24 protein-coding genes and 1 pseudogene are annotated in these 24188 nt (G+C 69.2%); 4 read left to right on the forward strand and 21 right to left on the reverse strand.

From position 1 onward, the window contains the following. The 9 genes and pseudogenes from B4E30_RS05100 to murC all read right to left on the reverse strand — a co-directional run. Positions 1-353: pseudogene (locus B4E30_RS05100) on the reverse strand (RNA pseudouridine synthase); the annotation flags it as partial. Positions 354-366: 13 nt separating this feature from the next. Beyond that, positions 367-933 carry a signal peptidase II gene (gene lspA, locus B4E30_RS05105; RefSeq protein ID WP_286793808.1) on the reverse strand — a complete coding sequence of 189 codons (567 nt, stop codon included), beginning with the start codon at positions 931-933 and terminating at the stop codon, positions 367-369. After that, positions 930-1535, reverse strand: coding sequence for a DivIVA domain-containing protein (locus B4E30_RS05110; RefSeq protein WP_194383286.1), 606 nt, complete (start codon positions 1533-1535; stop codon positions 930-932). Before B4E30_RS05110 ends, lspA begins: the two co-directional genes overlap by 4 nt. A gap of 114 nt (positions 1536-1649) precedes the next feature. Next, positions 1650-1952 carry a YggT family protein gene (locus B4E30_RS05115; protein ID WP_071043664.1) on the reverse strand — a complete coding sequence of 101 codons (303 nt, stop codon included), beginning with the start codon at positions 1950-1952 and terminating at the stop codon, positions 1650-1652. Between the two features lie 3 nt (positions 1953-1955). Further along, on the reverse strand, positions 1956-2417 hold the full coding sequence (locus B4E30_RS05120; protein ID WP_071043665.1) for a cell division protein SepF: 462 nt from the start codon (positions 2415-2417) through the stop codon (positions 1956-1958). Between the two features lie 51 nt (positions 2418-2468). After that, a complete protein-coding gene (locus B4E30_RS05125; RefSeq protein ID WP_286793810.1) occupies positions 2469-3158 on the reverse strand; it encodes a YggS family pyridoxal phosphate-dependent enzyme in 690 nt (229 codons plus the stop codon). A 3-nt stretch (positions 3159-3161) separates the two neighbouring features. Next, on the reverse strand, positions 3162-4325 hold the full coding sequence (gene ftsZ / locus B4E30_RS05130; protein ID WP_194383288.1) for a cell division protein FtsZ: 1164 nt from the start codon (positions 4323-4325) through the stop codon (positions 3162-3164). A 160-nt stretch (positions 4326-4485) separates the two neighbouring features. Then, entirely contained in the window at positions 4486-5529 is a 1044-nt protein-coding gene (locus tag B4E30_RS05135) for an FtsQ-type POTRA domain-containing protein (RefSeq protein WP_228480755.1), read from the reverse strand. A gap of 6 nt (positions 5530-5535) precedes the next feature. Further along, positions 5536-6951, reverse strand: a complete 1416-nt coding sequence (gene murC / locus B4E30_RS05140) for a UDP-N-acetylmuramate--L-alanine ligase (RefSeq protein ID WP_286793813.1) — start codon at positions 6949-6951, stop codon at positions 5536-5538. A 105-nt stretch (positions 6952-7056) separates the two neighbouring features. Between murC and B4E30_RS05145 the strand changes: the two genes are divergently transcribed. Beyond that, positions 7057-7413: a GntR family transcriptional regulator gene (locus B4E30_RS05145; RefSeq protein ID WP_194383290.1), complete on the forward strand. Its 357-nt coding sequence runs from the start codon at positions 7057-7059 to the stop codon at positions 7411-7413. 106 nt (positions 7414-7519) lie between these two features. On the opposite strand, the gene B4E30_RS05150 is transcribed toward B4E30_RS05145, so the two are convergent. From B4E30_RS05150 to B4E30_RS05195, 10 genes are all read right to left on the reverse strand, one after another. Further along, positions 7520-8602, reverse strand: a complete 1083-nt coding sequence (locus B4E30_RS05150; protein ID WP_194383291.1) for a UDP-N-acetylglucosamine--N-acetylmuramyl-(pentapeptide) pyrophosphoryl-undecaprenol N-acetylglucosamine transferase — start codon at positions 8600-8602, stop codon at positions 7520-7522. Beyond that, positions 8603-9841 (reverse strand): putative lipid II flippase FtsW, encoded by a 1239-nt coding sequence (gene ftsW, locus B4E30_RS05155; protein WP_194383292.1) that lies wholly within the window; start codon positions 9839-9841, stop codon positions 8603-8605. Beyond that, entirely contained in the window at positions 9804-11363 is a 1560-nt protein-coding gene (gene murD / locus B4E30_RS05160) for a UDP-N-acetylmuramoyl-L-alanine--D-glutamate ligase (protein ID WP_390178710.1), read from the reverse strand. Before murD ends, ftsW begins: the two co-directional genes overlap by 38 nt. Further along, positions 11345-12457, reverse strand: coding sequence for a phospho-N-acetylmuramoyl-pentapeptide-transferase (gene mraY / locus B4E30_RS05165; RefSeq protein ID WP_194383293.1), 1113 nt, complete (start codon positions 12455-12457; stop codon positions 11345-11347). The genes murD and mraY overlap by 19 nt, the downstream gene beginning before the upstream one ends. Further along, positions 12454-13866: a UDP-N-acetylmuramoyl-tripeptide--D-alanyl-D-alanine ligase gene (locus B4E30_RS05170; protein ID WP_286793815.1), complete on the reverse strand. Its 1413-nt coding sequence runs from the start codon at positions 13864-13866 to the stop codon at positions 12454-12456. Before B4E30_RS05170 ends, mraY begins: the two co-directional genes overlap by 4 nt. A gap of 20 nt (positions 13867-13886) precedes the next feature. Then, positions 13887-15671 (reverse strand): peptidoglycan D,D-transpeptidase FtsI family protein, encoded by a 1785-nt coding sequence (locus B4E30_RS05175; RefSeq protein WP_194383295.1) that lies wholly within the window; start codon positions 15669-15671, stop codon positions 13887-13889. A gap of 4 nt (positions 15672-15675) precedes the next feature. Continuing rightward, positions 15676-16248, reverse strand: a complete 573-nt coding sequence (locus tag B4E30_RS05180; RefSeq protein ID WP_071043677.1) for a hypothetical protein — start codon at positions 16246-16248, stop codon at positions 15676-15678. Beyond that, positions 16245-17234, reverse strand: a complete 990-nt coding sequence (rsmH, locus tag B4E30_RS05185; RefSeq protein ID WP_390178711.1) for a 16S rRNA (cytosine(1402)-N(4))-methyltransferase RsmH — start codon at positions 17232-17234, stop codon at positions 16245-16247. The genes B4E30_RS05180 and rsmH overlap by 4 nt, the downstream gene beginning before the upstream one ends. Before the next feature lie 66 nt (positions 17235-17300). Then, entirely contained in the window at positions 17301-17732 is a 432-nt protein-coding gene (gene mraZ / locus B4E30_RS05190) for a division/cell wall cluster transcriptional repressor MraZ (RefSeq protein WP_194383296.1), read from the reverse strand. A gap of 206 nt (positions 17733-17938) precedes the next feature. Beyond that, positions 17939-18316, reverse strand: coding sequence for a DUF3040 domain-containing protein (locus B4E30_RS05195; protein WP_286717282.1), 378 nt, complete (start codon positions 18314-18316; stop codon positions 17939-17941). A gap of 69 nt (positions 18317-18385) precedes the next feature. Here B4E30_RS05195 and B4E30_RS05200 point away from each other — a divergent pair, with 69 nt between their 5' ends. Next, entirely contained in the window at positions 18386-19480 is a 1095-nt protein-coding gene (locus B4E30_RS05200; RefSeq protein ID WP_286793818.1) for a polyprenyl synthetase family protein, read from the forward strand. Positions 19481-19488: 8 nt separating this feature from the next. Here B4E30_RS05200 and B4E30_RS05205 read toward each other — a convergent pair whose 3' ends face one another. Next, entirely contained in the window at positions 19489-19815 is a 327-nt protein-coding gene (locus B4E30_RS05205) for an Rv2175c family DNA-binding protein (RefSeq protein WP_071043682.1), read from the reverse strand. A 197-nt stretch (positions 19816-20012) separates the two neighbouring features. Between B4E30_RS05205 and B4E30_RS05210 the strand changes: the two genes are divergently transcribed. Continuing rightward, on the forward strand, positions 20013-21017 hold the full coding sequence (locus tag B4E30_RS05210; protein ID WP_286717278.1) for a LysM peptidoglycan-binding domain-containing protein: 1005 nt from the start codon (positions 20013-20015) through the stop codon (positions 21015-21017). A 77-nt stretch (positions 21018-21094) separates the two neighbouring features. Beyond that, on the forward strand, positions 21095-23032 hold the full coding sequence (gene pknB, locus B4E30_RS05215) for a Stk1 family PASTA domain-containing Ser/Thr kinase (protein WP_286793820.1): 1938 nt from the start codon (positions 21095-21097) through the stop codon (positions 23030-23032). 13 nt (positions 23033-23045) lie between these two features. On the opposite strand, the gene B4E30_RS05220 is transcribed toward pknB, so the two are convergent. Further along, the coding region (locus B4E30_RS05220; RefSeq protein ID WP_286793822.1) for a 3-deoxy-7-phosphoheptulonate synthase class II at positions 23046-24188 on the reverse strand (1143 nt) is incomplete at its 5' end.

Raw genomic sequence — 24188 nt, forward strand, 5'->3', positions numbered from 1 at the left:
ATCCGGAACCCTCCGGCTGCAAGCGCTCCGAGCACCGTCGGGCCCTCCCACCCGACGGACGGATGCGCGGCGACCCCCGATGGCTTGTCGACGACCACGATGTCGTCGTCCTCGAAGACGATACCGAGGTCGGGGACGGCGACCGGCACGACCTCCGGCTCCCGCTTGTCCTGCCACGTGACGTCGAGCCACATGCCGGATTCGAGGCGATCGGACTTGCCGAGCGACCGACCACCCGACGCGACACCGCCCGATTCGGCCACTTCCGCCGCGAAGGTGCGGGAGAAGCCGAGCATCTTCGCCAGCGCGGCATCCACGCGCGCGCCCTCGAGCCCGTCCGGGACGGGGATCATGCGCGACGGCACGTCAGTCCTTCACCTGCTCACCGGGTTCGGCGGGCGTCTCGCGATGCTCGCGCGTTCCGTCGAGGCGCACACCGCGAAGGATGAGCACGGCCACGACGACCATCATCGTGACGATGAACATGTCGGCGACGTTGTAGATCGCCGGGTTCATCCAGAACCACATCCACGGCGTGAGGATGAAGTCGACGACGTGACCCACACCGAAGCCCGGCTCCCGGAACAGCCGGTCGAACAGGTTCCCGAGCACCCCGCCGAGCAGGAGTCCGAGCGTGACGGCCCAGACGCGCGAACGCACCGACCGGACGACGATCACCGGAATCGCGACGGCGACGGCACCGAGCGCGATGGTGAAGATCCAGGTGTACTCCTCGCCGAGCGAGAAGGCCGCACCCGGGTTGTAGACGAGATACCACTGCAGGAACTCGCCCCAGACCGGGACGGCTTCGCGAAGCGGCAGGTTCTCGATGGCGAGGTACTTCGACAACTGGTCGGCGGCCAGCACCGACGCCGCGAGGATCGCGACGAGGATACCGGCCGCCGCCGTGTGAAGAGGGGCTCTGCCTCTCAAAGGCCGATCGCCGACACCGGGGTCGAGCCCGACGACGTCGACGTGGTCTCGAGATCGCGCAGCTTGCCTTCGATGTAGCTGCGCAGCTGAGCGCGGTAGTCGCGCTCGAAGTTGCGCAACTCGGTGATGCGACCCTCCAAGGTGGTGCGCTCGCGCTCGAGGCGCGCCATCTCGTCGCGGCCCTTCGCCTCGGCCTCGGCCACGATCGTCGCCGCACGCGACTGCGCGTCTGCGATGAGCTGGTCGCGCTGAGCCTGGCCCTCGGCGACGTGCTCGTCGTGGAGACGCTGAGCGAGTTCGATGATGCCGGCGCTCTGGGCACCGGCGGCTCCACCGGCAGCAGCCGCGGGAGCCTCGGCGACGGGAGCGGCGGCGGGGGCCTCCGCCTCCTCGGCGGCCGGGGCCTCGGCGGCGGCCGGAGCCTGCTCGCCCGACTCGTACGCGGCGAGCTTCGCCTTCAGCTCCTCGTTCTCGGCGAGGGCCTTGCGCCACTCCACGACGATCTCGTCGAGGAAGTCGTCCACCTCGTCCGGGTCGAATCCTTCTTTGAACCGGACGTGCTGGAACTGCTTGGTGACGACGTCATCGGGGGTCAATGCCATGGGTGGTACCTCTTTCGAGCGCGTATCGCTTGCCGATGTGGGGCCCGAAGGCGGATGCCGACGGGGTCGCTTTCAGAAAAGCATAGTCCGGGGTTCCGGGGGTGTCGAAGGGACTCACCCCGCGGCGATGGTGCGGGTCACCGAGAGCAGGATGAAACACAGCAGCATCGTGAGGGCGAAGCCGAAGTCGATGGCCACCGCGCCGACGCGCAGCGGAGGGATGAAGCGACGGAACAGCCGGATGGGCGGATCGGTGACCGTGTAGACCACTTCGGCGAGCACGAGGCCGAAACCGCGCGGTCGCCACTCGCGATTGAACACCGGGATCCACTCGAGCACGAGACGCCCGAGGAGAACGAACACGTAGATCAGCAGCAGGAAATTCAGGACCCCTGCGATGACCTGGATGACGCCCACGACCTAGGAGGTCTGTGCGAACGGCACCGCATCGGGATCGGCCTGGGCGACAGCGCCCTCGCCCGATACCGAGACGTTCTCGGGCGACAGCAGGAAGACCTTGCTGGTCACCCGCTCGATGCGCCCGTACAGGCCGAGGGAGAGGCCGCTGGCGAAGTCGATGAGACGTCGCGCGTCGGCGTCGCTCATCTGCGACAGGTTGATGATCACGGGCACGCCGTCGCGGAAGCTCTCGGCGATGACCTGCGCGTCGCGGTACTGCTTAGGGTGCACCGTCAGGATCTCACTGACCTGGGTGGCGACCGGCTGGCGCACGACGGCGGGGCGGTGGATCGGCGTCACCGGCGCCGTGGTCTTCTCCGGCGCCTGCGCCTTGCGCGCGGGCTGCGACTCGGTCTCGTCGTAGACCTCTTCTTCGTCCGCGAGTCCGAGATACACCATGGACTTCTTCAGCACGTTCGACATCGTTCCTCCCTGTTCGCCTGTCGGCGAGGATCGCTCATCCTGTTTCCGAGGTTAACCGTGGTCGGGCCTGGGACCCGTGATTGCCGAGCCGATCCGCAGGTGTGTCGCACCCGCGGCGATCGCCTCGGCGAAGTCGGCGGTCATCCCCGCCGACATCCATGTCGCCGTGGGCACGACGCTGCGCACGCGTTCGGCATATCCGGCGAGCGTCGCGAATGCCGATGCCGGCTCCACGTCGAGGGGCGCGACGGCCATGACGCCGCGCAGCGCGAGCGTCTCGCATCCGGCGACGTGCTCGGCGAGACGCTCCAGGTCGCCCGGGGCGACGCCGCCGCGACCCGGATCGTCGGTGAGATTCACCTGGACCAGCACATCGAGCGGCGGCAGCGCCTCGCCGGCACGATCCAGGGCATCCGCGAGCTTCTCGCGGTCGACCGAGTGCACGACGGAGGCAGCGGCCCGGATCGCCCGGGCCTTCTTGGTCTGCGCCTGTCCGATGAAGTGCCAGCGAAGACCGTCCAAAGGGCCGATCTCCCCGGCTTTGGCGCTGAACTCCTGCTGGCGGTTCTCCCCCACATCCCGCACCCCAAGCCCGTAGAGCTCTGTCACGAGGCTCGCGGGATGGAACTTCGTCACCACGATGCGCGTGAGTTCCGCGGGGGAACGACCGACCGCCCGCGCCGCTTCCGCGACACGGGCGTCGAGGTGCGCAAGTCGCTGCGCAAGACCTTCTTCGGCCACCGACTACTTCAGGAAGTCGGGGATGTCGAGGTCGTCGTCGTTGAACGCGGAGTCGTAGGACGACTCCGGCAGAGCCGGTGCCGCCACCGAAACCTTCTCCGCCGGCGCGGGCTCCTCGTCGCGCTCCTTGGCCGCTTCATCAGCCGGCGTCGCGGGAAGCACCGGCGCGGTGGTCGTGGTCACGCGCGCCGTGCCCACCGGGTCGAGACGGAGAGAAGGCTCCCCGCCGTCGAACCCCGCCGCGATCACCGTCACCCGCACCTCGTCGCCGAGCGTGTCGTCGATGACCGTTCCGAAGATGATGTTGGCCTCGGGGTGCGCGGCCTCCTTGACGAGCTGAGCCGCATCGTTGATCTCGAAGATGCCCAGGTTCGATCCGCCCTGGATCGACAGCAGCACGCCGTGCGCACCCTCGATCGAGGCTTCGAGCAGAGGCGACTCCACCGCGAGCTCGGCCGCCTTGATGGCGCGGTCGGCGCCCCGAGCGGAGCCGATTCCCATAAGGGCGGAGCCCGCACCCTGCATGACCGACTTGACGTCGGCGAAGTCGAGGTTGATGAGGCCCGGCGTGGTGATGAGGTCGGTGATGCCCTGCACACCGGCCAGAAGCACCTGATCGGCGGTGGCGAACGCCTCCATCATCGAGATGCCGCGATCGCTGATCTCCAGGAGCCGGTCGTTCGGCACCACGATGAGGGTGTCGACCTCTTCCTTCAGCTTCGCCACGCCCGACTCGGCCTGGCTCTGTCGCCGGCGCCCCTCGAAGGAGAAGGGCTTGGTCACGACACCGATGGTGAGTGCGCCGATGGACTTCGCGATCTTGGCGACGACGGGCGCTCCCCCCGTGCCGGTGCCACCGCCCTCTCCCGCCGTGACGAAGACCATGTCTGCGCCCCGCAGGGCCTCTTCGATCTCCTCGGCGTGGTCTTCGGCCGCGCGTCGACCCACCTCGGGGTCGGCTCCGGCGCCGAGCCCGCGGGTGAGCTCACGCCCGACGTCGAGCTTGACGTCGGCGTCGCTCATCAGCAGCGCCTGGGCGTCGGTGTTCACGGCGATGAACTCGACGCCGCGAAGGCCGAGTTCGATCATGCGGTTGACCGCGTTGACGCCGCCGCCGCCGACGCCGACGACCTTGATCACCGCAAGGTAGTTCTGGTTCTGGCTCATGCGGGCCTCCGTCTCGTCCGAACCCAAGTTTCAACCTCTACTAGAGGCTTAAAGAATTGCCCGGTATGCAATTCCTGAGATCGAAGGTATGCGTCCACGACCCCAAGATCCGGAGGGCGTCGGCGTGTCGCGCAAACGTCGTTCTGCGTCGTCGGGCGCGTCATCCCACGACGACGACATCGGGCGATGACACGTCGTACGAGGAGACGTCCTCGGGAGGCGTCGCCGCCATCTGGCGCTCGAGCACCAGGGCCTTGAGGGCCGAGTCGTCGGCATTGCCCCACACGATGTCGGTGTCCGTGCCGCCCAGCGTGAGGGTGACGTCATCGGCCGAGGAGGCCGATACGGCGGTCACCTGCGCGCGGATCGCCTCCGGGAGGCTTCGGACGACCTGCCCGACCGCCTCGAATGCCGCAGACCCGGTGCCGCCGACCACTTCCAGCACCGGCTCGCCTTCCGGCGCCTCGGGTGTGGTCGACAGCGCGACGCCCGCGGCATCGACCAGCGTGAAGCCCGCGGGGCCGTCGATCACGCCCACCGGCGTGCGCTCGACGATGCGCACGACGAGGTCGTGGGGAGGTCGCGCTTCGAGCGTGTAGGTCTCCACGAGCGGGAACGTCACGAGCGTGGCTTTGACGGCGCTCTCGTCGACGAGGGGCAGCGGCGTGCCGAGCTGACCAGACAGCGCTTCCTCGACGCTCGCGGCATCGAGGGTGTCCGCACCGACGACGCGGATGCGCTCCACGGCGAACAGCGGGGAATACGCCGCACCGAGGGTCACCACCACGAGGGCGACCACCGCCCCGGCCGACCAGAGCCATGCCGCTCGCCGTCGTCGTTGACGAACGGTGAAGCGACGCATCTCTGCCCGGAGCGCCCGCCGACGCGCGCGAGCGGCTCGCCAGACGGCACGCCATCCCGTCGCATCGGTGTCGTCGGCTCCGGCGTCTCCCGTCACCCCGGACGCGGCACGCGCATTCCGCGACGCGCTCCCGCCCCGCGCGCGATCGAGGCCGACGACGGGTGCGATTCCGGCGGGTCCGTCGTCATCGGCTTCGTCGGCGACGCGCACAGCGTCGTCGAGGTCGTCGAGGCCCTCGTCACCGGGCGAGTGGTCGCCGCGTGCCGCCTCGGCGCGCGCTGCGCGCACATCGACGGCGTCGTTCGAGCGCTGCGGCGGCGGGAGCGGAGAGGGCCGGCGCACCGCCTGCTACTTCCCCGCCGGAGCGTCCGTCGTGCCCGCCAGGGCCTCGAGAACCTGCGGGATGATCAGGTACACGTTCCCGCAGCCGAGGGTGATGATGTAATCGCCGGCCCGCGCGACCGACGCGGTGTAGTCCGCCGCATCCTGCCAATCCCGGACGAACGCCACGCGGTCCGATCGCTCGAAGGCATCGGCGACGAGCTCGCCGGTCACGCCCGGGACGGGATCCTCGCGGGCTCCGTAGACGTCGAGCACGACCGTGTGGTCTGCGTGCGATTCGAGCACCTCGGCGAACTCCCGGAACATCGCCTGCGTGCGCGAGTACGTGTGCGGCTGATGCAGGGCGATGATCCGGCCGTCGCCGATCACGGTGCGGGCTGCGGCCAGGGCGGCCGCGACCTCGGTCGGGTGGTGCGCGTAGTCGTCGAACACGCTGACCCCCCTCTCGACGCCGTGGAGCTCGAATCTGCGCACCGTGCCGGTGAATCCCCCGACGGCACGTGCGGCGCCGTCCAGCCGCCACCCCAGCGACAGCAGCACCGCCATGGCTCCGGTGGCGTTGAGCGCGTTGTGGGCACCCGGGATGGGCAGACGAACATCCACGCGTTCGCCGGCGTGTTCGACGGCGAAGGAGACGGGGCCGTCGGTTCGAAGGTCCACGAGCCGCACGTCGGCGTCGTCGCTCACCCCGAACGTGACGACGTTCTCATGCGTCATCCGCTCCCGCACGCGACGCGCGCCGCGATCGTCGGCCGAGATGACGACGGCTTCGCGCGCGGCGTCGGCGAACCGGGCGAACGCGTCGTCGAAGGCGTCCGCGGTGCCGTAGTGGTCGAGATGGTCCGCGTCGATGTTGGTGATGAGGGCGATCGAGGTCTCGTAGAGCAGGAAGGTGCCGTCGGACTCGTCGGCCTCGATGACCACCAGGTCGTCGGCACCCATGCCACTCGAGGCTCCGAGCTGCGCGATGACCCCTCCGTTGACGAACGTCGGGTCATCGCCCAGGTCGCGCAGGGCGGTGACGATCATGCCGGTCGAGGTGGTCTTGCCGTGCGCCCCCGCGACCGACACCAGCCGACGGCCGCCGATGAGCCAGTACAGCGCCTGCGAGCGGTGGATCACGTGCAGACCGCGCTCTTTCGCGAGGAGGAACTCGGGGTTCTCCGCCCAGATCGCGCCGGTGTGGACGACCGTGTCGACGTCGTCCGCGAGATTCGCGGCGTCGTGCCCCACGTGCACGGTCGCGCCGAGCTCCGCCAGCTCGCGCAGGGCGGCGCTGTCGGCACGGTCCGAACCGGACACGCGGATGCCGCGCTGCAGGAACATGCGGGCAAGGCCCGACATGCCCGAGCCGCCGATGCCGATGAAGTGCGCAGCCTCGATCCGCTCGGGGATCGGCAGGGAGAGGTCGGGTCTGATCATGACCCGACAATCCTAGGCCGGGCAGGGTGACCCACCCTCCCGGCGCGCTGGGAGTGGGCTGTTCGTGTTGACACGTTGCGATCGCGACGACCATGATGAGCGCCGATGAGACTCACCGTCGACGCCTCCCTCGCCGTCCCCCCGTTCGAGCAGCTCCGCACGCAGATCGTCGATGCCGTGCGAGACGGCTCGCTCACGCCCGGCTCGCGCCTGTCGCCGGTGCGCGCGCTCGCGCAGCAGCTCGGCGTCGCACCGGGCACGGTGGCGCGCGCGTATCGGGAGCTCGAGGCGGCGGGGGTCATCGAGACGCGTGGCCGTGCCGGCACCTTCGTCGCGATGTCGACCGATCCCGCGCGTCGACGGATCGAGGCGGCGGCTGCCGACTTCGCCGAGCAGGTGCACATGGTCCGGATGGACGCCGACGAGGCCCTCGCCCTCGTCGCGGACGCCCTCCGGCGCTGATCGCGCGCGCTTCGAGAGGACATCGCGCCCCGAGAGGAAGCCGGGCACCGCATCCGTCCTCCTTGACCGGGATCTCCTCTGCACGCGTGGCGGAGTCAGCGCCGCGTCACGCCAGGGCGCGATCGATCATCGCGATCACGTTCTCGGTCCCCGACCGGGTTCCGACGCGGGCCGACGCGCGAACCATCTCCTGCCGCCGCTCGGCGTCGGCCAGCAGGGGCAGCACCTCGTCGCGCACGGCGCCCGGCGTGAACTCCGCGTCGGCGATGAGGCGCGCCGCTCCGGCGCGCACCGCGGACGAGGCGTTGAGGGCCTGCTCGCCGTTTCCGACGGCGTACGGCACGTAGACGGCCGGGATGCCCAGGGCGCTGACCTCCGACACCGTGGCCGCGCCGGCGCGCGAGACGATGACGTCGGCGAGAGCGAAGGCGAGGTCCATCCTGTCGACGTACCGACGCACGGTGTAGCCGGGTACCCCCGGATCCGACAGGGTCGACCGCTCCCCCGTCACGTGCAGCAGCTGCCAACCGGCGTCGAGCACATCGCGCCACGCGGCGCCGTGCCCGTCGCCGAACGCCTCGTTCAGCCGCTGGGCGCCGAGCGATCCGCCGAAGACGAGCAGCACCGGGCGATCCTCGTCGAGGTCGAACAGCTCAGCGGCCTGCGCGCGCCGCGCGTCTCGGTCGAGGTCGACGATCTCGCGGCGAAGCGGCATGCCCACGACGGACGAGCGCTTCAGCGGCGTGCCGTCGAAGGCCACGCCCACGCCGGCGGCGCGGCGGGCGCCGAGGATGTTCGCCAGACCCGGCTTGGCGTTGGCCTCGTGCACGACGAACGGCACGCGGGCACGGGATGCGGCAACGTAGGCGGGCGCGGAGGCATACCCGCCGAACCCCACGACGACGTCGACGCCGCGATCCTCCAGGTGACGCCTCACCTGCGAGATGGCGCGCCGGAATCGCGTCGGGAAGGCCGCGGCATTCCGGTTCGGCCGACGAGGGAAGGGCACCTTGTCGACGAAGAGCAGCTCATAGCCCCGTTCCGGCACCAGCCGCGCTTCGAGGCCCTCCCTCGTGCCGAGGACGAGCACCTCAGCCTCGGGATCGCGGTCGCGGAGCCCGTCGGCGACCGCGAGGAGCGGATTGACATGCCCGGCGGTGCCGCCGCCGGCGAGGAGGTAGGTGGTCACTCACCCGATCCTCGCACGTCGACCGGGATTCGGCGGAGCGCCGACTGATGGGGTGCGCGTCGGCAGGGAACGCGCACACGCCAGCAGCACACCGGTCGCCACCAGGAGCGACAGGAGAGAGGTGCCTCCCTGTGACATGAAGGGCAGCGGCACCCCGAGCACCGGGAAGACGCGCAGCACCACCCCGATGTTGATGAGCGCCTGGCCGACGATCCACACCGTGACGGAGCCGGCAACGATGCGGACGAAGGGATCGTCGGTCTTGCGGATCACATGGAAGGCGCCGACGGCGTAGAGGGCGAAGAGCGCGAGCACCACGACACAGCCGATGAGGCCGAGCTCCTCTCCGACGATGGCGAAGATGTAGTCGTTGGCGGCGGCGGGAAGCCAGTTGTACTTCTCCTTGGAGTTCCCGAGCCCGAGACCGAAGACACCTCCCTGCGCCAGCCCGAAGATGCCGTGCATCGGCTGATAGCACTCGTCGAAGTAATCGCAGTTGGCATCGAGGAAGCTCATGATGCGCGCCATGCGGTTCGGGCTGGTGACCGCCAGCGCCGCGACCGAGCCGACGGCGATGATCAGCGGCAGGATGAAGATGCGCAGCTTCACGCCCGAGAAGAACAGTGCCGACAGCACGATCAGAACGAGGATCATGGCCGTGCCGAGGTCACGTCCGGCGAGCACCGTCGCGATCACCGCGCCGGCGACCGGGACCACGGGGATGAAGACGTGACGCCACAGCCCCAGCAGCGTGCGCTTGCGGAAGAGGACGAACCCGAGCCAGAGCGCGAGGGCGAGCTTCAGGAACTCGGACGGCTGCGCCTGAATGCCGCCGATGACGATCCAGTTCCGGTTTCCGTCGTTCTCGACGCCGAGGGGGGTGAACACGAGCAGCTGGAAGACGGTGGCCCCGATCAGCGCGGGCCACGCGATGCGCTTCCAGAAGGCGATGGGAAGACGGCTCGCGATGAACATGAGCGGGATGCCGAGGACGGCGAAGACCGCCTGCTTCATCGCCGCATCCCACGGCGCGACGCCCGATGCGGTGGAGGTCGCCGATGTCGCGGAGAGGATCATGACGAGCCCGAAGCCGGTGAGGATCAGCGCCGTCGAGGCGATGAGGAGGAATTCACTCGGCACCGGAGCGAACACGCGGCCGAGCGAGACGCGCGCGGTCAGGCCACCTCTCGAGCCGCCGTCGTCAGATGTCGCCGGGGACGGGCTGTGCGTCGTGGTCACCCTGACTCCCCCTCGCAAGACGATCCTTCACCGCGTCGGCGAAACGCCGGCCGCGATCGGCGTAGGAGGAGAACTGATCGAAGGATGCCGCTGCCGGAGCGAGGAGGACCACGTCTCCGTCGGCGGCGACGCCCGCCGCCAGTTCGACGACCCGTGCCATGACCTCTTCAGTGTCATCGGAGGCGACCTCGAACACCGGCACCGCGGGGGCGTGTCGTTCGAATGCCGCCACCAGGTCCGCGCGGTCGGCTCCGATGAGGATCGCCGCCTTCACCGCCGGCCCACGCTCGGCGACGAGGCCCGTGATGTCGACACCTTTGAGCTGACCCCCGACGACCCAGACCGCACCCGGATACGCCGCCAGAGACGACGCGGCCGCGTGGGGGTTCGTCGCCTTGGAGTCGTCGACCCAGGTGATCCCGGCCTCTGCGGCGACGACCTCGATGCGGTGCGGATCGAGCGTGAACGCGGTGAGCGCGTCGCGGACCGCCGCCGGCGGCGCACCGACCGCGCGCGCCAGAGCGGCCGCCGCCAGGATGTTCGATACGACGTGGGGAGCGCCGAGCCCTCGGGCATCGAGATCGGCGAGCGTCGTGAGCTCCAGCGCGCTGGTGCGACGGTCATCGAGGAAGGCACGGTCGACGACGATGCCGTCGACGACGCCCATGTCGCTCGGGCCCGGCACGCCGAGGTCGAATCCGATCGCTCGGGCCCCCTCGACCACCTCGGCGTCCTCCACCATGCGTCGCGTGGCCTCGTCGGACTTGTTGTAGACGCACGCGATGCGCGTGTGGTCGTAGACATGGGCCTTGGCATCGCGGTAGGCCTCGAACGACCCATGCCATTCGAGGTGGTCATCGGCGAGGTTCAGGCACACGCTGGCGGCCGGCGAGACGGGCTGGGGACCCCTCTGGAGCCCGAGATACCACAGCTGGTGACTCGAGAGCTCGACGACGAGGACGTCGAAGCCCGCGGGGTCGCGCACCGCGTCGAGCACCGGCGTGCCGATGTTGCCGACGGGAGCGGCGCGCAGGCCCGCGGCGACGAGCATCGTCGCCGCCATCCGCGTCGTCGTCGTCTTGCCGTTGGTGCCGGTGACCAGCACCCAGTCCGCGGGCGATCCGTCCGCGCGCGTCACCTTGTCGCGCACGCGCCACGCGAGCTCGACGTCGCCCCACAACGGGATGCCGGTCTCCTGCGCCCAGGAGATGACAGGGTGGTGCGGGGCGAACCCGGGCGAGGCGATCACGACCTCCGGTGCGAAGTCGACGAGGTCGCCGGGGACGGTATCCAGCGAGCCCGTCCACGCGCGCACGCCGATCACGGGAAGCAGCCGAGCGTATTCCTGCGAAGCGCTCTCGGTGACGACGAGCACGTCCGCGCCCAGTTCCGCGAGCGTGTCGGCGACCGAGAATCCGGTGACCGAGAGGCCGAGCACGGCGACCTTCACCCCCTTCCAGTCGGCATACCAGCTGGTGAGGGAGGACAGGCGGGCGTCGTCGGTCATGTGCGCGTGAGCCATTCCACGTAGAAGAGTCCGACACCCGAGACGGCCAGGAGGCCCGCGATGATCCACATGCGCACCACGATCGTGACCTCCGACCATCCCCGCATCTCGAGGTGGTGGTGCAGGGGACTCATGAGGAACAGGCGCCTGCCCCGGGTGAGCTTGAAGTACAGGCGCTGCAGGATGACGGAACCGGATGCGATGACGTAGACGCCGGCGACGAGCACCATCAGCAGCTCGGTGCGGGTGAGGATCGCCATCGCGGCGATGACGCCCCCGATCGCCATCGACCCGACATCGCCCATGAAGACGTTCGCCTTGGGCGCGTTCCACCAGAGGAAGCCGACGAGTGCCCCGACGAAGGCGGCCGACACGATGGCGAGGTCGAACGGGTCGCGCACCTCGTAGCACCCCGCCTGCACGTCGGGCTGGAGGACCTTGCCCCCCGCACACGCCTGGTTGAACTGCCAGAAGGCGATGAGACTGTAGGCGCCCACGACGAAAATCCCCGCTCCGGCGGCGAGTCCGTCCAGTCCGTCCGTCACGTTCACGGAGTTCGATGCCGCGACGCCGATCAGCATGATCCACGCGAGGTAGATGAGCCATCCGATGATCGGCGCGAGCGCGAAGAAGTACAGGATGGGCACGTCGCGGAAGACCGAGACGTACGGCGAGGCGGGCGTCGTCCCCGCGAGATTCGGGAAGCTGAGCCCGACGACGGCGAACGGCACCACGACGATGACCTGTCCGATCACCTTGCGCCAGCCCGACAGCCCGAGGCTGCGCTGACTGCGCACCTTCAGGTAGTCGTCGATGAAGCCGACCACGCCGAACCCGACCATGAGCCACAGCACCATGAGTCCCGAGATGGTCGGCGGATTGTTGCCGACGTAGGCGCCGATGAAGTATCCGACGATGGTGCCGACGATGAAGATCGTGCCGCCCATGGTCGGCGTGCCGCGCTTCGCGCCGTGGCGGGGGTTGTTGCCGGTCTCAGGGGTCCGGATGACCTGACCCCACCCCCACGCCCGGAACAGGCGCAGGAAGACCGGCGTGAGGAAGAGCGTGAAGGCCAGCGAGATCGCCGCTGCCGTCAGGAGCGACCTCATGAGAACGCCTCGCCGAGCCGGTCGCCGAGGTGGCGCAGTCCCGCGGAGTTCGACGACTTCACGAGCACGCGGTCGCCGTCCCGCAGCTCCGTGACGAGGTAGTCGTACGCCTCGTCCGCGGTCGAGAAGAACACCGCCTCGCCGTCCCAGGAACCCTCGCCGACCGCCGAGAGGAACAGACGCCGGGCGTCGTCGCCGACGACGACGATCCGCTGCACGCCCAGGCGAACGGCGAGCAGCCCCACTCGGTCGTGCTCCTCCCCCGCGTACTCGCCGAGCTCGCTCATGGCGCCGAGGACGGCGACCATGCGCTCATCGCGCGCAGTGATCTGCGCCAGGGTGCGCAGCGCGGCGGCCATGGAGTCGGGGCTCGCGTTGTAGGCGTCGTTGATGATCCGCACGCGGTCGCCGCCGAGCGGCTGCATGCGCCAGCGCTCGGCCAATTCGACGGCTTCCAGCCGGGCGATCGCGGCATCGAGGTCGACGCCGAAGGAGGTGGCGGCGGCGAGAGCCGCGAGCGCGTTCATCACGTGGTGCTCGCCGAGCACGCGCAGCCGCAGGGTGCGCGCCTCGCCGTCGACGACGATCGCGGCGACGGTGCCCGTCGCCGTCACCTCCACGTCGACCGCACGGACCTCCGCCCGTTCCCCGCGGCCGAACCAGCGCACCGACGCACCGATCTCCTCGGCGATGGGCGCCATCGCCGACACCCGCGGATCGTCGGCGTTCAAGACCGCGACCCCTCCCGGGCGGAGCGCACGGACCAGCTCGGATTTCGCGTGGAAGGTCGCCTCGATCCCGCCGAAGCCGCCCGCATGGGCCATGCCCACCATGAGCACCACGCCGAGGTCGGGCTCGACCAGGCCGGCGAGGCGGGCGATCTCCCCCGGCGCGCTCGCGCCGAACTCGCTCACGAGGAAGCGGGTGTCGTCGTCGACGCGCAGCATGGTCAGCGGCGCACCGACCTCGTTGTTGAAGGATGCGCGAGGGGCCACCGTGTCGCCCTCGTCCTGAAGTATGCGCGCGAGCAGGTTCTTGGTCGTCGTCTTGCCGTTGGAGCCGGTGATCCCGGCGATGCGGAGGTCACCGCGTGCGCGGACGACCCCGACGACGTGCCGGGCGAGCGCGGCGATGGCGTCGACGACGTCGTCGACCACGACCTGCGAGATCGGCGCATCGATGTGCCGCTCCACGAGAGCGAGAGCCGCACCCGCGTCGGCGGCTCCACCGACGAACAGGTGTCCGTCGGTGGCCTCGCCGGGCTTGGCGACGAAGACGTCGCCCGGTCCGATGTTGCGGGAGTCGGTGTCGACGGCGCCGGAGACGACGGTCCCAAGGGTGTCGGAGCCGACGAGGACGGGGCGGCCCGAGACGATCCGGGCGAGCTGTGCGATGGTGAGGGCGATCATGTGTTCTCCGGCCGTCGCACTCACCCGAACTTGGGGAGTTCCTCCGGCGTCGAGGTCGACGGCATCACCCGGTAGTTCTTCAGCACCTGGGTCATCGCCTTCTGGAAAGCCGGTACGTTGGCCGAAGACGATGTTACCTTCGTCGGCTCGTCGAGGTTGACGACGACGATGTACTTCGGGTCGTCGGCCGGGGCGAATCCGATCATCGTCGTGAAGTACACGCCGACCTTGTAGCCGCCCTCTCCGTCTGTCTTCTCGGCGGTTCCGGTCTTGCCCGCGACGCGATATCCCGGAATGGCCACGTCTTCGGCGTACTCGCTCTGCAGGAACACGTTCTCCAGCATCGTGCTCACCTCGTCTGCGGTGTCCTCGCTCACGACGCGCACGGGATCGGGGAGCTCGGGCTCGATGACGGTCCCATCCGCCGTCGTGCACGACTCGACGAGTGAGAGCGGCACCCGGACACCGTCGTTCGTGATGGCGGTGTACGCCTGTGCGAGTTCGGGCACCGTCGTCAGGAGTCCCTGACCGAACGAGGTGTTGTAGAGGGTCTGATTGTCCCACTCGTCGACCGGTCGGATGTATCCCGACGCCGTGGAGGGGTAGCCGACATCGACACCCCCGCCGATGCCGAAGTCCGTGAGGTAGTCGTATCGCGTCTGAGCGGACACTCGCTCGCTGAACTTCGACACCGCGACGTTGGACGAGTCGATGAGGGCTCCGGTCAGCGTGTACGTGTACGACGGATGCACGAAGGCATCCCGCACCCGCGCCCCGTTCGGAAAGGTCTCGAAGCTGGCGGCGTCGACGGTCGAATACGGGGTCTGCGCGCCGGTGTCGAGAAGGGTCGCCGCGGTGAGCGCCTTGAAGGTCGATCCGGGTTCGCGCTGAGCCGTGAACAGCTGGCTGTAGCGAGCATCCACATCGGCCGACTCGACATCGTTCGGGTCCACGCCCGGATACTCCGCCGCGGCGCGGATCTTGCCGGTCTCGGCCTCGACCACGAGGATGCTGCCGTACTGCGCGCCCATGTCGTCGGCCTGCTCGGCGATGAGCTGCTGCATGTACCACTGCAGATCGCGATCGATCGTGAGCTGGAGGGTGCCCCCGTCGACCGCCGGCTCCTCGACGGACGTGCCGGGGATGATCACCCCGTCTTTGCCCTTCTGATAGCTGAGCGTGCCGTCCGACGCCTCGAGGCACGAGTTCTGGCTCAGTTCCAGACCGGCCAGCGGCACGCCGTCGCTGCCCACGTATCCGATGAGGCTGCCGGCGACGGCACCGTCGACATAGGTGCGGTCGGGGCGCGGCTCGAAATAGAGGAAGGGCACCCCCAGGGAGACGAGATCCCGATACTGCTGCGTCGTGAGGCCCTGTGCCAGCTGCGCATACTGAGAATCCGCATCCTCAGCCAGCGCATCGTCGACGACGCGCATGACGTCTTCGCCACTCTGGCCCGTGATGGCCCCGATCTCCGCGGCGACGGTCGGCCAGGCGACCACCTCGCTGTCGCCGGTGGCATCGGCCCGGCGGATGTCGCCCGCGTTCGACGGATCGAGCTGTGCGTCGTACGTGAGCACGCTTCCGGCGAGCGGTTCGCCGTCGGCGTCGACGATCGCGCCCCGCGTGCCCGAGAGTTCTTGCGAACCCCCGAATGCCCACGACAGCGAGTCCTCGATGTGATCGTCGGCGTTCACGACCTGGATGTCGACGAGCCGCACGATGAAGGCGGCGAGCACCGCCAGCACGACGGCGAGGGCGACGACGGTGCGGCGACGCGGACTGCGGGTGGCGCGAGTCGTCATGGAATCAGCGTGTCGCAGGTGTGGGCAGACCGTCGGTCACGGGCAGCGGCGTGTCGGCGGGCAGTCCCATCTCCTCCGCCGTCACGGGGTCACCGGCGATGGTCGCGTCGGGGGCCGTGACGAGCGGGGTCTCGGAGATGAGCGCGTTCTCGACCGCGCCGCGGCCGATCGCGTCGACGGTGGACACCGCGCCGGCGGCCTCGCTCGCACCGATCACCGCTCCATCGCTGAGGCGCAGGTAGGCGGGCGTCTCATCGATCACCATGCCGAGCGCGGCCGCGTTGGCGGCGAGGTACTGCGGGGAGCTGAGACCGGCCAGCTCGTCGGTGAGGATCTGCTTCTCGTAGGTCAGGTTCCGCTGCTGCGACGTGAGCTCGGCGATGTCGTACGAGGTCTGGGTGGTGAGCACCGACAGAGCCATCTGGGCTCCGGCGATCGCGAACGCACCGAGAAGGGCGACCATCCCGTAGAGCAGCTTCGGGCGACGCTTGCGATCCGGCTCGGCGACGACGTGGAGTCGGCGTTCGGGCGCCTCGATCGGGCGCCGCAGCGGGCTGACGGCAGGTGCGGTGCTCATCGTGCCTCCCTCACTCGTTCGGCGGCGCGCAACCGCACGGGGATCGCCCGTGAGTTGCGCGCACGCTCTTCATCGGATGCGAGTTCGGCACCCTTGACCAGCAGACGGAAACGGGGAGCGTGCTCGGGCAGCTCCACGGGAAGACCGGCGGGGGCGGTCGAAGCGGTCGCCTCCGCGAATGCGCGCTTGATGAGCCGATCCTCGAGCGACTGGTACGACAGCACCACGATGCGGCCGCCGACGGCCAGCGCGCCCATCGCGGCGGGTACCGCGCGCTCGAGCGCGGCGAGCTCGCCGTTGACTTCGATGCGCAGCGCCTGGAAGACCCGCTTGGCAGGATGCCCGGCACGCTGGACCGCGGCCGGCGTCGCGTCGCTCAGGATCTGCACGAGCTGTCCCGAGCGTTCGATGGGTGCGTCGGCACGCGCGGCGATGATCGCCCGTGCGTACCGCGCAGCCAGCTTCTCCTCGCCGTATCGCTCGAAGATGCGGCGCAGGTCGCCTTCGCCGTACTCCCCGACGACATCCGCAGCGGTCACCCCGATGCTCTGGTCCATCCGCATGTCCAGCGGCGCATCCTGCGCGTAGGCGAATCCGCGATCGGCGACGTCGAGCTGGAGCGACGAGACGCCGAGGTCGTAGAGGATGCCGTCGACCCTGTCGACGCCGGCCTCGCTCAGCGCCGTGTCGACATCGTCGTAGACCGTGTGCACGAGGGTCGTCCGGTCCGAGAACCGCTCCAGACGCCCGCCGGCGATCCGGAGGGCGTCCCGGTCACGGTCGAGGCCGATGAGGTGCAGATCCGGGAACCGCTCGAGGAAGGCCTCGGAGTGCCCTCCCATCCCGAGCGTCCCGTCGATCAGCACCGCGCCCGGCTTCTGGAGCGCCGGTGCGAGCAGCTCGACGCAGCGGCCGAGCATGACAGGGGTGTGGATCTCTCGCGCGTCCATGATGTCGACGGCCGGTCCCTCTTCGCTGATCCCCATCCGTTCCTGACCTGACGCCGGGGAAGTGGTGTCAGGGCTGAACGGCTGGGAGTCGGCGCAGAGGGCTCAGAACAGGCCCGGGATCACCTCCTGCTCCATCTCGGCGTAGGTCTCTTCGTTGCTCTCGGCGTAGGCGTTCCACGCCTCGGCGTTCCAGATCTCGGCGTGAGCACCGACACCCGTCACGATCAGCTCCTTCTCGAGGCCCGCGTAGGCGCGCAGCGGCGGCGGGATCGTGATGCGGTTCTGACTGTCGGGCTTCTCCGCACTCGCTCCCGACAGGAACATGCGCAGGAAATCTCGGGCCTGCTTGTTGGCGAGGGGCGCTTCGCGGATGCGCTCGTGCACACGCTCGAACTCCTCTGTGGCGAAGACGTAGAGGCAGCGATCCTGCCCGCGGGTCACGACGACCCCGGCGCCGAGATCGTCACGGAACTTGGAAGGAAGGATGACGCGGCCCTTGTCGTCGAGCTTGGGAGTGTGCGTGCCCAGCAGCATGTGCCACTCACCCCCACCCTTCGTCCGGCCCCTCCAGGTTGATCCCCACTTTACTCCACTTTGCCCCACTTTGTATCACTTCGGCCGCAATTTCCGCACGATGGCGGACACACCGGTGTTGTCCCGAACTACGCCGAGACTGCGGGCGCACAAAAAAACACCGGCCCGAAGGCCGGTGTTCTCAGAAGTGGAGGAGGGTGGAGAGGTCAGCGCTCTCCCTGCCGACGATCCCAACGATCGTTCATGCGATCCATGAAGGACGGACCAGACCCTCGCGGCGCCGAGGGCGCTGCTTTCGGCTTGGCGGGTCCTCCCGTCGCGGCAGCGCCGCGCAGCGGGGTGACGGCGAGCACGACGCCTCCGAGCATGATGACGAAGCCGATGACGCCGACGACGATGAGCTGGACGGCGACCCCGACGATCAGCCCGGCGAGACCGAGCAGCACGAGGATCGTGCCGTAGACGATATTTCGATAGCTGAGGGAGCGTCCGCCTTCGGGGGCGGTGACCACGTCGGCCTCGTTGCGCATGAGATGGCGTTCCATCTCATCGAGCAGACGCTGCTCCTGTTCGGACAGTGGCATGCATCCCCCTCTGGACTGCTGTTATCTTCCCGACATTCTACTCGGGCTGGCGATTACTAGGCTAGGCCCGTGTCATCGGCTCCAGACCTCACTCAGGTGATTTCCCAGCGACTGGATACCTTCATCTCGGCTCAGCGCCGCGATGCTCACGCGTGGGGAGACGAGGCGGCCCTCATCGTCGACGCCGGAGCCGCCGCGGTCGCCGGCGGAAAGCGACTGCGCGCCCGGTTCTGCGTCGCCGGATGGCGCGCCGTCGTCGACGCCGCGACACCCGGGAGCGAGGTCCCCGAACACGTGCTGGCGACGGCCGCGGCGCTCGAGATCTTCCACGCCGCAGCCTTGGTGCACGACGACATCATCGACAACTCCGATACGCGACGCGGTCACCCCGCGGCGCACAAGGCGCTCGAAGCGCACCACGCCGGAGCGAGGTGGCAGGGAGACCCACGCGCGTTCGGGCGATCCGGCGCCCTCCTCCTCGGCGACCTCCTGGTCGCCTGGTCGGACGACCTCCTCGAGGATGCGCTCTCCGAGCTCGAACCCGGGCGCGCGACCCGCACGCGTCGCGAGTACGCGACGATGCGACGCGAGGTCACGATCGGCCAGTTCCTGGACGTCGCGGAAGAATCGGCGTGGGCGAGCCAGCCGGACGACAGCCACGCCACCCGTGCCCTGCGCGTGGCCGAGCTGAAGTCGGCCCGCTACAGCATGCTCCAGCCCCTCCTCATCGGCGCGGCCCTTGCGGAAGCCGACGAGGCGCAGACGATGGCACTCGCCTCGTTCGGCCTGCCCGTGGGCATGGCCTTCCAGCTGCGCGACGACGTCCTCGGGGTCTTCGGCGATGCCGAGACGACGGGCAAGCCGTCGGGGGACGACCTCCGGGAGGGCAAGCGCACCGTCCTCATCGCCTACGCACGCGAGGCCCTTCCCTCGGGACCGCGACGTCTGCTCGATGAGATGCTCGGCGACCCGACACTCGACGCGGCCCAGATCGCGGCCCTTCAGCAGACGATCACCGACACCGGTGCACTCGACCGGGTGGAGGCCCTCATCGCCGAGCGGGCCCGAGCCGCCGACCGCGCCCTGTCCGGGGCGCGGCTCGACAACGCATCGGTCAGTCAGCTGCGGGAGCTCGCCCGGGCCGCGAGCATCCGCACCACCTGAGACGGGGCTCAGGCCAGGGACTGGGCGACGCGACGGACCTCGCTCTTCCGGCCCAGGCGCAGAGCCTCGATCGGCGCCATTCCGATGGAGTCCTCCGGCGCCAGCAGCCAATCGATGGTCTCGTCATCGTCGAATCCCGCGTCGTGCAGCACGATCACCGTTCCGCGCAGCGAGGACAGCGGCCTGCCGTCGAGCACGAACAGCGACGGGACGCGCGGCGCGCCATGACGACGCGAGGCCACGAGGTGCGACTCATCGAGCAGGCGCTTGACGCGCCCGAGCGTCTCATCGAGCTCCTCGGCGAGCTCGGGGAGGGTCAGCCAGTCGGTCGGCATCGGGGAAGCATCCACAGTCACGATGTCACTATCTCATTCCGCCCCCGGTTCTTCCTGCACCGCAGGTCAGTGCAGACGGCCCACCCGACCGCAACGAGTCGACAAAGGTAACAGAAGTCTCATCTTTCACATGTGTCACTTTGATTGACTCCCGTTTCCAACCGTGACAGCGTAGCTGCGTCGACCGGAGGGATCCCATGAGCACCATCAGCGACATCACGCCCACGCCGCGGGCACGGCGCGCGGCCACCCCGATGGCGATCCTCGGGTCCCTGGCGATCATCGCCGCCGCGACCCCGGCGCACGCCGAGGCGACGTCCACCGGAGGTCACCTTGCGCGCGGGGCGAAGCTTCCCGCCGCACCCGCGTCCGTGACCACCGCATCCGCTGTCGCCGCAAACTCCGTCCCGCAGCGCTATGTCGTTCGCGCGGGTGACACCGTCAGCTCCATCGCGGCGGCTCACGGCCTTCGCACCGACGACGTGCTCCGCCTGAACGGGCTCGGATGGTCCAGCGTGATCCACCCGGGACAGGAGATCGTGCTGACTGCGCTGAGCGAACCATCCACTCCCCCGGTGGCGTCCGACTCCGGCGGCACCCACACCGTCACCGCGGGTGACACGGTCTTCGCCATCGCCCAGAAGCACGGCACCACGGTCGACGCGCTGCTGGCGGCGAACGGGCTGCAGCGGGATTCCATCATCTACCCCGGTCAGACGCTGGCGCTGGCACCGACGATGACTGCCGCGGCCGCCACCGCATCCGCCACGCCGGCCGAGCAGTCCGTCGACTCGTCGCTCGACGCCGAGCAGATCGAGAACGCGCGGCTGATCATCTCGATCGGACGCGAACTCGGGGTGAGCGACCGCGGCATCACCATCGCCCTGGGCACGGCGATGCAGGAGTCGTGGCTGCGGAACCTCGATTGGGGCGACCGCGACTCGCTCGGGCTCTTCCAGCAGCGACCCAGCACCGGCTGGGGCTCCGCGGCTCAGATCCTCGACCGGCGCTATGCGACGCTCGCCTTCTTCGGCGGCGCCGACGACCCCAACGGCTACGCGACGCGCGGTCTTCTCGACATCCCCGGATGGGAGTCGATGTCGTTCGCCGATGCCGCGCAGGCGGTGCAGATCTCCGCCTACCCCGATCGATACGCCCGGTGGGAGGCTCCGGCCGAAGCGTGGCTCGCCGCTCACGGTTGACGACGCGTGAGGATCGGACTCCGATCGGCCGGTGCGGCGCACCGGAGCTCCCAGGTGCTCATCCGTAGACTCTGAACGTGAGCACGAGTCAGCAGACGGATCCGCTGATCGGCCGTCTGGTCGACAGCAGATACCGCGTGCGTGCTCGCATCGCGCGAGGCGGCATGGCCACAGTGTACGTCGCCACCGACCTGCGACTGGAGCGCCGCGTCGCCCTGAAGGTGATGCACGGGCATCTGAGCGATGACTCGGTCTTCCAGAGCCGATTCATCCAGGAGGCTCGCGCCGCCGCCCGGCTGGCCGACCCCCACGTGGTCAACGTCTTCGACCAGGGCCAGGACGGCGACATGGCCTACCTGGTCATGGAGTACCTGCCGGGCATCACCCTGCGGGAGCTCCTCAAAGAGCAGCGACGACTGACCGTGCCGCAGGCGATCTCGATCATGGACGCCATCCTGTCCGGCCTGGCGGCGGCGCACCGTGCCGGGATCGTCCATCGAGACGTCAAGCCCGAGAACGTCCTCCTGGCCGAAGACGGCCGCATCAAGATCGGCGATTTCGGCCTGGCGCGAGCGACGACGGCCAACACCGCGACCGGCGCGCAGTTGCTCGGCACGATCGCCTACCTCGCGCCGGAGCTCGTCACCCGGGGCACCGCGGACGCCCGCAGCGACATCTACGCCCTCGGCATCGTGCTCTACGAGATGCTCGCCGGCGAGCAGCCCTACAAAGGCGAGCAGCCGATGCAGATCGCCTATCAGCACGCCACCGACTCCGTGCCCCGCCCCAGCGTCAAGAACCCCGGTGTGCCCGAACAGCTCGACGAGCTCGTGCTGTGGTCGACCGAGAAGCTGCCCGATGATCGCCCGCTCGACGCCCGGGAGATGCTGGAGCGCCTGCGCGAGATCGAGCGCGAGCTGGGCGTGACGCCGCAGGTCGCCCGCACCGTCGACACCGGCGTCACCCGCGATGAGAGCGGTGCATCCGGAGAGCTCACGAAGGTCCTTCCGGCAGCCGTCACCGGTCCGACGGATCTGGCCGAAGACGTTGACAACACGTCACGGCTGCGACAGGCCTCCAAGCGCCGGTCGCGAAAGGGAGCCTGGCTGCTCGGCGTCGTCGTCATCCTGACAGCACTCGCCGGAGCCGCCGGATGGTGGTTCGGGTCGGGGCCCGGCTCACAGGTGGCGGTACCCGACCTCAGCGGTCTGACCTTCGATCAGGCGCAGGGCGCCCTCGCCGAGGAGTCGCTCACCGGGGTCGAGGAGGGCGTGTTCAGCCTCGAGGTCGACAGCGGACTGATCGTGGACACCGAGCCGGAGGCCGGCGCGCGTGTGGACAAAGACACCGAGGTGACGGTGCTCGTCTCGCTGGGCCCGGCCGAGGTCGCCCTCACGGGACTCAACGGGCAGCCGGAGACCGATGTCAGGGCGCAGCTCGACGCGTCTCGCATCGACGTCGGTGAGAATCAGACCTTCTACACCGATGCGGACGAGGGCGTCGTCGTCGGTGTCGTCGTGACGCCGCGTGGCGGCGGCGACCCCGTCGAGTGCGGCGAGGAGTGCACAGTCAACGAAGGCGACAGTGCGAGCCTTCGCGTCTCGCTCGGACCGTTGCCGTCGGTGCGCGACATGACCGAGGACGACGCCCGCGCGACTCTCGAGGCCGCGGGGATCGACGTCGCCTCCGTGGCGCAGGAGTCCAGCACCGAGATCGCAGAGGGCCGCGTGCTCTACATGACCGACCGTGAGGGCGGCGGATGGTGGCGACCCGGCGACCGCACCAACCTCGTGGTCTCCAGTGGCCCTCCCCTGTTCCCGGTGCCCGACGTGGTCGGCATGACACGGGATGCCGCCGCGGACGCGCTGCGCGCGGAGGGCTTCGAGGTGAATTACTCCGCCCTCTGGAATGTCTGGCCCGACGCGGTCACCGAGGTCACCGCGCAGGATCCCGAGGGGTCGAGCATGCGGGTGCAGGGAACGACCGTCACCCTGCAGATCACCGTCACCGGCTGATCGCCGGGGCGGGTCAGCGCTTCTCGAGCTCCTCGGCGACGAGGAAGGCCAGCTCCAGCGACTGCATGTGGTTCAGGCGCGGATCACACAGTGACTCGTAGCGCGTGGCGAGGGTGGCTTCCTCGATCATCTCCGAGCCACCCAGGCATTCCGTGACGTCATCGCCGGTCAGCTCGACGTGGATGCCGCCCGGATGGGTGCCGATCGCGCGGTGCGCTTCGAAGAATCCCCGTACCTCGTCGACGACGTCGTCGAAACGACGCGTCTTGTAGCCGGTCGGAGTGGTGATGCCGTTGCCGTGCATCGGGTCGGTGACCCACAGCGGCCGCGCACCGGAATCCTTCACCGCTTCGAGGAGCGGAGGAAGCGCGTCGCGGATCTTTCCCGCGCCCATGCGCGTGATGAAGGTGAGGCGGCCCGGCTCGCGCTCGGGGTCGAGCTTGTCGATGAGCGCCAGCGCCACGTCTGGCGAGGTCGACGGACCGAGCTTCACGCCGATCGGGTTGCGGATCTTCGAGAAGTAGTCGACGTGCGCGCCGTCGAGCTCGCGTGTGCGTTCGCCGATCCAGAGGAAGTGGGACGACGTGTTGTACGGCGTCGCCGTCCGCGAGTCGATGCGGGTCATCGGCCGCTCGTAGTCCATGAGGAGGCCCTCGTGGCCGGTGTAGAACTCCACGCGGCGCAGCTCGTCGAAGTCGGCTCCCGCCGCCTCCATGAACTTGATCGCGCGGTCGATCTCGGTCGCGAGGCGCTCGTAGCGCTGGTTGGCGGGGTTCTGCGCGAACCCCTTGTTCCAGCTGTGCACCTCCCGAAGGTCGGCGAATCCCCCCTGCGTGAACGCCCGGATGAGGTTCAGCGTCGATGCTGCGGTGTGGTAGCCGCGCAGCAGTCGCCCCGGATCGGCCGTGCGAGAGGCCTCGGTGAAGTCGTACCCGTTGACGATGTCGCCCCGGTACGCCGGCAGCGTCACGTCACCGCGCGTCTCGGTGTCCTTCGAACGCGGTTTGGCGAACTGCCCCGCCATGCGGCCCATCTTCACGATGGGCATCGAGGCGCCGTAGGTGAGCACGACCGCCATCTGCAGCACGGTCTTGATGCGGTTGCGGATCTGCTCGGCGGTGGCCCCGGCGAAAGTCTCCGCGCAGTCGCCGCCCTG

The sequence above is a fragment of the Microbacterium sp. UBA3394 genome (assembly GCF_002358725.1).
GTDB classification, from domain to species: Bacteria; Actinomycetota; Actinomycetes; order Actinomycetales; family Microbacteriaceae; genus Microbacterium; species Microbacterium luteum.